This window comes from Pseudomonas brassicacearum subsp. neoaurantiaca (assembly GCF_013608025.1).
Lineage (GTDB): Bacteria > Pseudomonadota > Gammaproteobacteria > Pseudomonadales > Pseudomonadaceae > Aquipseudomonas.
This window is the reverse complement of sequence record NZ_VDLV01000049.1, coordinates 107,301-119,210: the sequence shown is the minus strand read 5'-3', so window position 1 is coordinate 119,210 and position 11,910 is coordinate 107,301. Positions and strand designations below refer to the sequence as shown.

Here is an 11,910-nt window from a genome sequence, read left to right as displayed (position 1 = left end):
GTCCAGGACGACTGCCGAAGCAGGTGCCGGGTGGGGGAGTGAAAAGCGGTTATCGGGACGAGGGGCGGAGGGAGGAGTATTGCGCAAGCGTTGCGTTGGTTTTTTGCCTGGGTACACGTTGAGCTCCCTGCTAACGGTAAACGTCTGGTCGTCGGTGAACAAAGTGTAGCGTCAACCAACGAGGGGGCGATGTTTGTTCGGCTGCGTTGCGCAGGCAGGTAGCGGAGGCGCGGCCAGAATTGACCGCGCCGATGCAACTTACTTCAGATCGATAAAAGGCAGTGCGCTGTTTGGCAGCATGGTGGTCGGCAATTCGCCGTTCCAGCGTTCGGCCTTGGTCAGCTCCACCAGATTCTGGTTGCTGGCCAGCGCCTGGGCACGCGCCTTGATCGCCTCGGCCTCAGCTTTGCCGCGCAGCTCGGTGGCCAGGGCGTCCGCCTTGGCCTGGGCGACTTGCGAATCGGCCTCCGCCTGGGCCTGGGTCACGCGAATCTGCGCCTGGACCTGCTCGGTGGCGAGTTGTTGCTCGCGTGTCTTCACTTGGACTTCCGCTGCCATGCGCGCTTCGATGGCTTTTTCGTAGGCGTCGCTGAAGTCGATGTTTTCAACCTGGACGCTGTCGATGATCACCGGGCCGGTAATCGTCGATTTGATCGCAGCGGAAATATCGTTGACCAACTGGACGCGATTCTGCACGGCGGCGACGGCGTTGAACTTGCCGAACACGTTCTCGACCTGTGTCGGCACCTGCCGGCTGATCATCCGGTCGCGAATACCTTCCAGGTCCTTGAACTGGGTATAGACCTTCGCCACATCGGAAGGCGCGATGTGCCAGGACACGGACACCTTGAGCTCGGCTGATTGCTGATCCTTGCTATAGGCCTGCAGATCGTCGTAGGACGTGACTTGGCTCTGTGTGCTGATCAGGCGGACCGATTCGATAAAGGGCGTCTTGAACGACAGTCCCGGCTCAACCACCCCCACCAGCGCGCCGTTGCGCAGAAGCACGCCGCGTTCGGTCTCATCAACCGTGTACCAACTGCCGAAGAAGACACACAACAGGGCCACGCCGATAATGGCTGCGCCGATCGAACCGATGGTTTTACTGGTCACTTTACTTTCCTTGAGTGGTTTAGGAGATGGCATGCACTGTTTCCTTTGTGAAGACCGTCACTGTTTTTTCAAACGCCAGACACGAAAAAGCCCTGACAAGTCAGGGCTTTAACATTCAAATATGGCGGAGGCGATGGGATTCGAACTCATGGACCTGTTACAGTCGACGGTTTTCAAGACCGTTGCCTTAAACCACTCGGCCACACCTCCGTATTGCGTTGCGGGCGCCATAATACCCGAATGAAACACACTGTCAAACTCTCTACGTAGCTTGTTACAGAGCGTCTGTTATGATCCTTGCCACTGAATGTTTCAAAACCGGAGGAGTGTCGCCATGCGCGAACAGGATTACGCAGTGAACAACAGCGTGCAGGCTGAGCAGCTAGAAGTTAGCCGCGTCCTGCGCAACACTTATGGCCTGCTGGCACTCACGCTCGCTTTCAGCGGTGTGATGGCCTACGTCGCACAACAGATGCGTGTCGGTTACCCGAACATCTTCGTTGTGCTGATCGGTTTCTACGGCCTTTTCTTCCTCACCAACAAGCTCCGTGATTCGGCCTGGGGCCTGGTTTCGGCTTTCGCCCTGACCGGTTTCATGGGCTACCTGCTCGGCCCGATCCTCAATCGTTACCTGGGCATGCAGGGCGGCGCCGAAGTGGTCAGCTCGGCGTTCGCCATGACCGCCCTGGTGTTCGGCGGTCTGTCGGCCTACGTACTGATCTCCCGCAAGGACATGAGCTTCCTGAGCGGTTTCATCACCGCTGGTTTCTTCGTGTTGCTGGGTGCGGTAGTGGCCAGCTTCTTCTTCCAGATCAGCGGCCTGCAACTGGCGATCAGCGCCGGTTTCGTGCTGTTCTCGTCGGTCTGCATCCTTTATCAGACCAGCGCGATCATTCATGGTGGCGAGCGTAACTACATCATGGCAACCATCAGCCTGTATGTATCGATCTACAACCTGTTTGTCAGCTTGTTGCAGTTGTTCGGGTTGATGGGGCGTGATGACTGATATTGCCAGGATGCTGGTGAGCTGTTGATTTGAGAGACGGCGCTTTTCCGAAAGGGAGGGCGCCGTTTTTTGGTTTGGGATGGGGATTTCTGCAAGAGTGGGGGTGGGGGTACATATCCGTTTCTTCGGTAACGGCGGCTGGCGGTTCCGCTCTTACAGCGGGTCACTTTTTTCAGACGCCAAAAAAGTAACCAAAAAGGCTTTGCCCCACCACTCGGTGCCTCGCCTAGGCTCGGCATGCCCGAACGAAGGCCTTGCTCCGTGGGCCCGCCGCGATGGGCCATCCATGGCCCTGCGCGGCTATCCCGGCATCCATGCCGGGATGCCCACTGCGCAAGACCTGCGTTCGGCCATCGTGGTTAACGGGGCGCCCAGATCAAGATCAAAGTCAAAAGCGGAGCAGCTGTCATGCTGTATGTGGCTGCGCCACTTTAATCGCGAGCAAGCTCGCTCTCACAGTTAGGTCGCTGTAAAAACGGAATTCATGTGCGCCACGGACCCCTGTGGGAGCGAGCTTGCTCGCGAAGAGGCCAGCACATCCAATATCATCATTGGCTGTTACGTCGCCTTCGCGAGCAGGCTCGCTCCCACAAAAGAAACACCGATTACCAACCATCAACCAAGCTCAGCCCATTGGCGGCAATCGCCGCTTCACCGGGGTCTTCTTGACGATCGCCGTATTGGTCTCTGCAAGCACATTCAATTTGTCCAGCAACACATCCAACTGCTCCATTGACCGCACATGCAGTCGCGCAATGAAACAGTCTTCGCCCGTCACTTTGTCGCACTCGGTAAATTCGCCGATGGCCTGGATCTGCCGCTCCACCTCTTGCAACTGCCCCGCCAGCGGACGAATCCGCACGATGGCCTGTAGTTGATAACCAAAACACTTCGGATCGACTTCAACCGTATAACCCCGGAGCACGCCACGTTCTTCGAGTCGTCGCAGGCGCTCGGCTACGCTGGGGGACGACAGGCCGCTCAGGTTCGCCAGGGCCTTGAGCGAGCGCCGGGAGTCTTCCATCAAGGCGCTGATGAGGATTTGGTCGATGTCGTCGGTCATTTCGGCTCCGTTAGGCAAATACGTAAAGCTGCCTTGATAAAAAAGGTGTAAAGCCAGTTTAGCCTTTTCCAAGCCATGGAGAAGCGGCCCGGTGGCTGGGCATACTGTGCTCACTTAACGAAGGAGCCCGAAGATGGACAAGACCTTACGCCGCGGTTCGCTCGAAATGACCGCCGCCATGCTGATTTCCGGAACCATAGGTTGGTTCGTGCTGGTCTCGGGCCAGCCTGTGCTGGACGTAGTGTTCTGGCGTTGCGTGTTTGGCGCCGGCACGCTGCTGTTGATTTGCGCGGGTCTTGGCTTTTTGCGGCGAGACATTCTGACGCGCACCACTTTCCTGCTGGCGGTGCTCAGCGGCGTGGCAATCGTCGGTAACTGGGTCTTGTTGTTCGCTTCCTACTCCCGCGCTTCGATTGCTATCGGGACGGCGGTGTACAACGTCCAGCCATTCATGTTGGTGGGGCTGGCGGCGTTGTTCCTGGGGGAGAAGATCACCGCGCAGAAGCTGTTCTGGCTGGCGGTTTCGTTTCTCGGCATGCTGGCGATCGTCAGTGCCCATGGCGAACAAGGGCAGGGAGGTGGGAACTACCTGGTGGGTATCGCCTTGGCGCTTGGGGCGGCACTTTTGTACGCCATCGCTGCGCTGATCATCAAGCGCCTGACGGGCACACCACCGCATCTGATCGCGCTGATCCAAGTGAGCACCGGAGTATTGCTGCTGGCGCCATGGGCGAATTTCTCTGCGCTGCCGCAGCAGCCAGAAGCCTGGGCCAGCCTGGTGACCCTGGGCATGATTCACACGGGCGTGATGTACGTGCTGTTGTACAGCGCGATCCAACGGTTGCCGACGGCAGTGACGGGTGCGCTGTCCTTTATCTACCCGATCGCGGCGATTTTCGTCGACTGGTTCGCCTTCGGCCATCGTCTCGAACCGCTGCAATGGCTGGGTGTGGCGGCGATCCTGCTGGCGGCTGCCGGCATGCAGCAGGGCTGGGGCCTCAAGTGGCGCCGCGCAGCCCTGTCCTGAACAACGGATGCGGGTCAGAAGATGTAATCGGTGGTCAGGAAATTTGAATCCCGTTCCCGGATGATGTCGCTGATCAATGCCTTGTTATTCTCCTGGAACTTGGTGGCCACCAATGTGCGGATCGAAAAGGTGCGCAGCGCATCGTGCACTGACAACGTGCCTTCGGCGGAGTTTTTCCGGCCATTGAACGGGAAGGTGTCGGGGCCGCGCTGGCATTGGGCGTTGATGTTGATGCGCCCGACCTGGTTGGCAAAGGTGTCCACCAGCTTGCCGACTTCGGCCGGGTTGGTACCGAAGATGCTCAGTTGCTGGCCGAAGTCCGACTCCAGTACGTAATCGACCACCGTGTTGAGGTCGCGATACGGAACGATGGGTACGACCGGGCCGAACTGTTCTTCGTGATAGACCCGCATCGCCGTGTTTACCGGATAGAGCACGGCCGGAAAGAAGAACGAAGCCCTGGATTCTCCGCCGTGCTGGTTCATGACGCCCGCGCCTTTGGCGATGGCATCGGCCACTAGCGAATGCAAATAATCTACCTTGCCGGCTTCCGGCAACGGTGTCAGCGCCACGCCACCTTCCCAGGGCATTCCAGGTTTCAAGGCGGCGAGCTTGGCATTGAATTTCTCGATAAATGCCGGGGCGACGTCTTCATGGACGAAGAGAATCTTCAGCGCCGTGCAGCGTTGACCGTTGAATGACAGCGAACCGGTCAGCGCTTCGCTGACGGCGTTATCCAGATCGACATCGCGCAGCACCAGGCCGGGATTTTTTGCATCCAGTCCCAGGGCGGCACGCAGGCGATGTGGACGCGGATGGAGTTTCTTGAGGTCGCTGGCGGCTTTGTTGGTGCCGATGAACGCGAAAATGTCGATCTTGCCGCTGGCCATCAGCGCGCTGACGGTTTCTCGCCCGCTGCCGTAGATCACGTTAATGACCCCGGCCGGAAAGCTGTCGCGAAAAGCTTCAAGCAACGGACGGATCAGCAGCACGCCGAGTTTGGCCGGCTTGAATACCACGGTGTTGCCCATGATCAGCGCGGGAATCAGCGTGGTGAAGGTTTCGTTCAGTGGATAGTTGTAAGGGCCCATGCACAGGGCAACACCCAGAGGGACACGTCGGATCTGTCCAAGCGTGTCCTGCTCCAGTTCGAAGCGACTGGAGCGACGGTCCAGTTCCTTGAGGGCATTGATGGTGTCGACGATGTAGTCACAGGTGCGGTCGAACTCCTTCTGGGAGTCCTTGAGGTTCTTGCCGATCTCCCACATGAGCAGCTTGACCACGGCTTCGCGTTGCTCACGCATGCGCGCCAAGAAGGTTTCGACATGACGGATGCGTTCGGCGACGCGCATCGTCGGCCATGTGCCCTGGCCGCGATCATAGGCCCGGACGGCGGCGTCGAGCGCGGTGAGTGCCGTCTCGGCATCGAGCAGCGGTGTGCTGCCGAGGATGACCTGTTCATCGCCACTGGGGCTCGCCAGGTAGACCGGGCTGCGCACGGTGGCCAGGGGGCCTTGCCAGGTTCTCAGTACGCCATCGACCAGATATTCCCGTTGTTCGATTGGGTCACCGAGACGGTAGGCCTCGGGAACGTCAGCGGCGCGGGGAAACAAATGGGTCAAGAGGTTGGCTGTGGTCATATCGTTACTCCATCAATGAAATGAGCCATGGGCTGACAGTCTGCAGCGCTTTTAGCGTTATACGCCTTAATGGAGGTGTTTTCGAAGCGGCAAGGGGCGGGCGGCCAGGCTGCCTGCTCCCTCGCGAGATGAAAGACGGACGTTTACCAACGCATCCGCACGCCCAGGCTGGCGATGACGCCGTTGAGGTCGTTGTCATCAACGTCACTGCTGTAGTCGGCGCTGACATACAGGCTTACCAAGGGCGTCATCCGGGCGACCAGGCCCAAGCCCACTTCAACGGTAGAAGATTTGCGGCTGCTGCTGATTTTGTCGACCTTGTCCAGGGTCAGGGTGTCGGCGTTCTGGACCGTGTGCCAAAGGTTCGTGCGCACGTAGGGCTCGACACCAAGGCCGTTGACTTGATAGTTGCCCTTGAGCCGGGCGCCGACGCGACCGCTCCAAGTGCTCAGTTCATTGCTGTCACTTTTTTCACTGGAGCGCGTATCAAGGCTGACGCGTTGATTGATCAACTGTGCCTGGGGCTCGACTACCCAGTTGTCACTGATGCCGATGGGAAAGCCACCTTCGACGGACAGTGTGACGGCGCTGCCCTCGGTGACTTGGCGCTGGCCCTGTTCATTCAGGCTGAAGCCATTGATCCGCCCACCGCTTGCACTCAGGTCCACGTGCCAGCCGGCGGGTCCGGTCAGGCTCCAATAAGCGCCAAGGTTTTCACCCTTCAGGCTCAGGGAATCCTGGCCCGGCTCGGCCAGTGCAGGGGGCACGAGCCTCCCGCTGCCATTGGCTGTGATCTGGCTCTGGCCACTGACCAGACCCATGCGTTGGGTGTGGCCGCTGACGTTTCGCAAGGTGAACAGAGCGGGGCTTTTGCCAGGGACGGGGTCATTGCTCGCCTGGCTGCCGGTGCGTGTACGGCCATACCAGGGAGCTGTGAGGGGATCTTCCAGTTCGGCCTGTACTTGCATCGACGAGCACAGCAACAAGGAAGTCGAGACGGCGCAGAAGGTGGTTTTGAATTCCTGTGGGCGGGGGCACGTTTTCATGGGGGTCTGCCTTGCAATCGCATGCATTTCTCGCTTAGGGCGTCTCTCCTACCCCGAATGAGGGGCGACCGAATGGGATGAGGCAAACCTCTGGCGGCCCGCGATGGCGGGTTTCAGAGGCCTGCCCCTGACTGTTTTCCGGGGGGTAGTACGTTGTAGTCAAGAGGACCGTTGCGGTCACGTCAAGAAATTGGCCGACAAATGGCGGATTGAAATCATGTTGCGATAATTGGCTGATTTTTAAAGGATAAAAATTACCGGCTGTCAGACCTTGCAGGTGGATGCGCTCAGGCCTGGCCGCTACAGATGGACTTCCACCGACAGAGGAAGGTGGTCGCTCAGGTGCGTCCAAGGTTTGTTGCCTAATATTTGCGGGGCATGGCTGGTGGCGTTGCGCAGATATATCCGATCCAGGCGCAGCAGGGGGAAGCGGGCCGGGTAGGTCCGGGCGGGGCGCCCGTGGTGGTGTTCGAAGGCCTCATGCAGGTACTGGCGGCGGGCGAGGGTGAGATTGCCGCGCAATTGCCAGTCGTTGAAATCGCCGGCAATGATCACCGGAGCGTCCTCCGGCAGGGAGTCAAGGAGCTTGCAGAGCAACTTGAGCTGCAATTGGCGATGACTCTCCAGCAGGCTCAGGTGCACGCAGATCCCATGGACTTCGGCGTGGCCCGGTACGTCCAGCACACAATGCAGCAGCCCACGCCGCTCGGGGCCTGTGATCGACACGTCGAGGTTGCGGAACTGGCGGATCGGGTACTTGGAAAGCAACGCATTGCCGTGATGCCCATCGGGGTATACAGCGTTCCGGCCGTAGGCGAAGTCGCTCCACATGCTGTCCGCCAGGAATTCGTATTGGGAGGTCTGGGGCCAATTGTCATAGCGCGTGGCATGACGATCATGTTCGCCCAGCACTTCCTGCAGAAACACCAGGTCGGCGCCCGTACTGCGTACCGCTTCGCGCAGTTCGGGCAAGATGAAACGGCGGTTCAGGGCAGTAAAGCCCTTATGCGTATTCACCGTCAGAACACGCAGTCGATGAATCGCCGCGGGTGCTCCCAGCGGTACTGATTCGTCAGCCCGCCAATCGGGATCGCGAGTCACGTTCACTCCTGAATCAGACGTCTCTGTTCATGCGACTGACGGCGGCTGCGGCAGTTCCGGAATTCTTGATGGGCAGAACTCTCGCAGGCAACAAAACTGTGTGGGAGCGAGCTTGCTCCGGGCGGCGTTCCGACGATCGCGGTGCCCAGCTAGCCTCTCTTTTGACTGATTTACCGCTATCGCGAGCAAGCTCGCTCCCACAGGTCCCAGGGTCAGATAAAGACGATTTCATAGGGCATTCCCATGCGATCAAGAATGACCCTCGGCACCAGCGGGGCGATGCCGTTGGCGGGCTCGCCGTTCAGTTGGCTGGTGTAGGCATGCATGGCGTGACGCTTGCGGGCGGTGGTCCAGACGTCCAGACGCAACTTGCGTGCCCGGTGCCAGGGGATCTTGTTCTGCTCGCGAACGGGCCAATGCCAGGCCCATACGGGCAGCTCATTGAAGGCTGCGCCGATATTGTCGGCGGCCTGGGCTCCGGCGCGGCCGACTGTCTCGTGGTCGCTGTCGCCATCCTTGCGCCAGGTGCTGAATACCACGTCGCCGGGTCGCAGGTGATGACGGATGAATGCGGTCAGTTGCGCCTCATGTTCGGTCAGGCCTTTCTCTGGAAAACCGCCGCGCACCCATTGCAGCCCGTGGGACGGAACGCCCAGGCGATGCAGGGCATCCACGCTTTCCTGGGGATGCGGGCGGAATGTGCGCAGTCGTTCATCGGACCATAATGGCGAACCCGGCGGGCTAGGGAGGCCGTCGGTGACCGAGATCAACAGCATGGATTGGCCGAGGTTGCTCAGCAATTGGAGCAGGCCGCCGCAGGCACCGACCTCATCGCCGGGGTGCGGGGCCAGGATGACCGCGCGGGCGCCCGATGGGATCAAAGTCTGGGTACTGATGATGGGAATGTCGGCCAGTTGCGGCGAGCTGTTCCATATCTGCGGGTGCTGCCGGCCTTGCGAATGAGAGGCTGGTTTCATCGGAATACGTCCTTGTCGTGTTCAATCCTGCAGTCACACAGTGGGCCTGCCGCCCATTGTTGCCTGTAAGGGCCTGACTGTGATTTGCGCTGATCCGAGTCCTGGAGCTTCGCGCAGGGAAAGTATTGACCATGCCGGCGGTTTCGTCGCGTCAGAATGTGTATCTGAACCGCATTTTTACATTCGAACTGCGCTGCATGGCGACGGAAATCGCGTCCTTGCGGGTTCCCCGCCGTCTTGTCGCCGTCTATCGCCTGCGCTTATTCCTCTTCTTCGCGTTGCAGTTCGAACAGCAATAGCGAACGTCCAGTCACTGAATATTCGCAATCAAATTCAAAACGTTCCTGGCCGCGCACCAAGGGTTGGTTGGTGTCCACCATACACGTCCAGAAACTGCCTTCGGGCACCTCCGGCAGACGGAAATTGACGATGTCATGGTGCGCATTGACCACCAGCAGCAATGTGGCGTCGCCCCCTTTGCGGCGGATGCCGGTTTCCTGGGCGCGCCCATCCATCAGCATGCCCAGGCAACGACCCTGGCCGTCCTGCCATTGCTCGATGGTCATTTCGCTGCCATCCGGGGCCAGCCAAGTGACGTCCTTGACGCCGATGTCCTCGTTGTAATTGCCCACGAGAAAGCGTCCGCGCCGCAGGATCGGATAAGTCAGGCGCAGCTTGATCAAGCGCTTGACGAACTTGAGCAGCGCCTCGCCATCCTGGCTCAGGTCCCAGTTGACCCAGCCGATCTCGCTGTCCTGGCAATAAGCGTTGTTGTTGCCATGTTGGGTACGGGCGAATTCGTCCCCGGCGACAATCATCGGTGTGCCTTGGGCCAGCAGCAAGGTCGAGAAGAAATTGCGCATTTGCCGATGGCGCAGGGCGTTGATCTGCGGATCGTCCGTCGGACCTTCCACGCCGTGGTTCCAGGACAGGTTGTTGTTGCTGCCGTCCTGATTGTTTTCGTCGTTGGCTTCGTTGTGTTTATCGTTGTAGGACACCAGATCATGCAGCGTGAAGCCGTCGTGGGCGGTGACGAAGTTCACCGAGGCATACGGGCGGCGCCCGCGCTGGTTGAACATCTCGCCCGAAGCGGTCATGCGGCTGGCGAAGTCGGCGAGTTGGCCGTCGTCGCCTTTCCAGAAGGCACGCACGGTGTCGCGGAACTTGTCGTTCCACTCGACCCAGCCCGGCGGGAAACGTCCTACCTGATAGCCGCCAGGACCGCAGTCCCAAGGTTCGGCGATCATTTTCACCTGGCGCAGCACCGGGTCCTGGCGGCAGGCGACGAGGAAGCTGTGGCGCTCGTCGAAGCCGTCATGGTAACGGCCAAGAATGGTCGCCAGGTCGAAACGGAAACCGTCGACATGCATTTCCGAAGCCCAGTAGCGCAGGGAGTCGGTCACCATCTGCAGCACGCAGGGGTGGCTCAGGTCCAGCGTGTTGCCCGTGCCGGAGTCGTTGATGTAATAGCGTTTGTCGTCGGGCATCAGCCGGTAGTACGAGGCATTGTCGATGCCGCGCATGGACAGGGTCGGACCCTGTTCATTACCTTCGGCGGTGTGGTTGTAGACCACGTCGAGAATGACCTCCAGGTTGGCCTCGTGCATGTGCGCGACCAGTTCCTTGAACTCGGCGATCTTGCCGCTGGCCAGGTAGCGCGGGTCCGGGGCGAAGAAGGCGATGCTGTTGTAGCCCCAATAGTTGGTCATGCCTTTGTGCAGCAGGTGCTGATCGTTGACGAAGGCGTGGATGGGCAACAACTCCACCGAGGACACGCCCAGCTTGCGAATATGTTCGAGCACATCATCGACCATCAGGCCGGCGAACGTGCCACGCAAATTCTCCGGCACCGAAGGGTGGCGCATGGTGAAGCCGCGCACGTGGGTTTCATACAGGATGGTCTTGTCCCACGGCACGCTGACGCGGTGATCGTGGCCCCAGGTATGAGCCGGGTCGATGACCTTGCACTTGGGCACGAAAGGCGCGCTGTCTCGCTCGTCGAAACTGAGATCGCCGTCGGGGTGGCCGATGGTGTAGCCGAACAGCGCTTCGGACCACTTCAGCTCGCCCACCAGTTGCTTGGCGTAGGGATCGATCAATAACTTGTTGGGATTGAAGCGATGGCCATTTTCCGGATCGTAGGGACCATGGACCCGGTAGCCATAGATCAGTCCGGGATGAGCATCCGGCAGATAGCCATGGTAAATCTCATCGGTGTATTCCGGCAGTTCGATGCGTTCGACTTCGACCTCTCCGGTGTCATCGAAAATACACAGTTCGACCTTGGTGGCATTGGCTGAGAACAACGCGAAATTGACCCCCAGGCCATCCCAGGTCGCGCCGAGCGGAAACGGCAGCCCTTCACGAATCCGCGAGGCCTCGATAACGGGCGGCGGCGTGGTTTTCTTTGGACGGGTCATAGTTGCTCCTGCAAAAGACAGATTCGGTAATGCGGTGTACGCGGGGCAGGGTGGTGCCCGGTGCTCGTGGCGAGGAGATAAATCCCCAGGCCACAAGCGAGCCCCTTCGCTGAAAGAAGGACAGGATTGAAGACGATGAGTTCGGTGGATCAGACCGCTGGTGGCTTGCGCGCCGCTCGTGGCTTTTTAGCGGTGGCCTTGTCGGCAGGCGGCACCACCGCAGCGGTCGCCGCGGAAGCTTTCGCAGCAGGCTTGGCCTTGGGCGTGGTGCTTTTCGTGGCGGCCTTGGCAGCGGTGCTCTTGGCCGCGGCGGGCTTGGCGCCATCCGCTTTGCTGGCGGTGGTTTTGCTCGCGGCCTTGGGTGGTTTGCTCGGTGCCAGGGCTTCGGCTTCCGCCAATTTGCGCGCCATCTCCCAGTGACGCTTTTCCTGCCCGGCGGGCTTACCCTCGGACTCCCAGATCTGATAGGCAAATTCACGAATGCGTTTATCGTCGGTACTCATCGTAGTGCTCCTGA

At 59.6% G+C, this 11,910-nt stretch carries 10 protein-coding genes and 1 tRNA gene; 2 read left to right on the top strand and 9 right to left on the bottom strand.

Going from position 1 to position 11,910, the window contains the following annotated elements; translation table 11 throughout:
* Nucleotides 1-258 precede the first annotated feature (258 nt).
* Nucleotides 259-1,113, bottom strand: a complete 855-nt coding sequence (locus tag FHK92_RS23220) for a prohibitin family protein (protein ID WP_181290198.1) — start codon at nucleotides 1,111-1,113, stop codon at nucleotides 259-261.
* A gap of 122 nt (nucleotides 1,114-1,235) precedes the next feature.
* Nucleotides 1,236-1,323: transfer RNA gene (locus tag FHK92_RS23215), tRNA-Ser, on the bottom strand.
* A gap of 124 nt (nucleotides 1,324-1,447) precedes the next feature.
* Between FHK92_RS23215 and FHK92_RS23210 the strand changes: the two genes are divergently transcribed.
* Nucleotides 1,448-2,119: a Bax inhibitor-1/YccA family protein gene (locus tag FHK92_RS23210; RefSeq protein ID WP_181290172.1), complete on the top strand. Its 672-nt coding sequence runs from the start codon at nucleotides 1,448-1,450 to the stop codon at nucleotides 2,117-2,119.
* Between the two features lie 625 nt (nucleotides 2,120-2,744).
* Here the strand turns inward: FHK92_RS23210 and FHK92_RS23205 are convergent.
* The gene (locus FHK92_RS23205; RefSeq protein ID WP_181290171.1) at nucleotides 2,745-3,182 is read right to left on the bottom strand and encodes an Lrp/AsnC family transcriptional regulator; all 438 of its coding nucleotides are present in this window, start codon (nucleotides 3,180-3,182) and stop codon (nucleotides 2,745-2,747) included.
* 133 nt (nucleotides 3,183-3,315) lie between these two features.
* On the opposite strand from FHK92_RS23205, the gene FHK92_RS23200 reads away from it, so the two are divergent.
* Nucleotides 3,316-4,209: a DMT family transporter gene (locus FHK92_RS23200; RefSeq protein ID WP_181290170.1), complete on the top strand. Its 894-nt coding sequence runs from the start codon at nucleotides 3,316-3,318 to the stop codon at nucleotides 4,207-4,209.
* Between the two features lie 14 nt (nucleotides 4,210-4,223).
* Here FHK92_RS23200 and FHK92_RS23195 read toward each other — a convergent pair whose 3' ends face one another.
* From FHK92_RS23195 to FHK92_RS23170, 6 genes are all read right to left on the bottom strand, one after another.
* Nucleotides 4,224-5,849, bottom strand: coding sequence for an NADP-dependent glyceraldehyde-3-phosphate dehydrogenase (locus FHK92_RS23195; protein ID WP_181290169.1), 1,626 nt, complete (start codon nucleotides 5,847-5,849; stop codon nucleotides 4,224-4,226).
* A 143-nt stretch (nucleotides 5,850-5,992) separates the two neighbouring features.
* Nucleotides 5,993-6,895, bottom strand: a complete 903-nt coding sequence (locus FHK92_RS23190) for an autotransporter domain-containing protein (RefSeq protein WP_181290168.1) — start codon at nucleotides 6,893-6,895, stop codon at nucleotides 5,993-5,995.
* Nucleotides 6,896-7,195: 300 nt separating this feature from the next.
* Entirely contained in the window at nucleotides 7,196-7,996 is an 801-nt protein-coding gene (locus FHK92_RS23185; protein ID WP_181290167.1) for an endonuclease/exonuclease/phosphatase family protein, read from the bottom strand.
* 212 nt (nucleotides 7,997-8,208) lie between these two features.
* Entirely contained in the window at nucleotides 8,209-8,973 is a 765-nt protein-coding gene (locus FHK92_RS23180; protein ID WP_181290166.1) for a PIG-L deacetylase family protein, read from the bottom strand.
* A gap of 260 nt (nucleotides 8,974-9,233) precedes the next feature.
* Entirely contained in the window at nucleotides 9,234-11,393 is a 2,160-nt protein-coding gene (gene glgX, locus FHK92_RS23175) for a glycogen debranching protein GlgX (RefSeq protein ID WP_181290165.1), read from the bottom strand.
* A 149-nt stretch (nucleotides 11,394-11,542) separates the two neighbouring features.
* Nucleotides 11,543-11,896: a DUF2934 domain-containing protein gene (locus FHK92_RS23170; protein ID WP_181290164.1), complete on the bottom strand. Its 354-nt coding sequence runs from the start codon at nucleotides 11,894-11,896 to the stop codon at nucleotides 11,543-11,545.
* Nucleotides 11,897-11,910 lie beyond the last annotated feature (14 nt).

Coding starts and splice junctions, on each gene's coding strand:
- FHK92_RS23210 (WP_181290172.1), top strand. CDS start 1,448: ATGCGCGAACAGGATTACGCAGTGAACAACAGCGTGCAGGCTGAGCAG.
- FHK92_RS23205 (WP_181290171.1), bottom strand. CDS start 3,182: ATGACCGACGACATCGACCAAATCCTCATCAGCGCCTTGATGGAAGAC.
- FHK92_RS23200 (WP_181290170.1), top strand. CDS start 3,316: ATGGACAAGACCTTACGCCGCGGTTCGCTCGAAATGACCGCCGCCATG.
- FHK92_RS23195 (WP_181290169.1), bottom strand. CDS start 5,849: ATGACCACAGCCAACCTCTTGACCCATTTGTTTCCCCGCGCCGCTGAC.
- FHK92_RS23190 (WP_181290168.1), bottom strand. CDS start 6,895: ATGAAAACGTGCCCCCGCCCACAGGAATTCAAAACCACCTTCTGCGCC.
- FHK92_RS23180 (WP_181290166.1), bottom strand. CDS start 8,973: ATGAAACCAGCCTCTCATTCGCAAGGCCGGCAGCACCCGCAGATATGG.
- glgX (WP_181290165.1), bottom strand. CDS start 11,393: ATGACCCGTCCAAAGAAAACCACGCCGCCGCCCGTTATCGAGGCCTCG.
- FHK92_RS23170 (WP_181290164.1), bottom strand. CDS start 11,896: ATGAGTACCGACGATAAACGCATTCGTGAATTTGCCTATCAGATCTGG.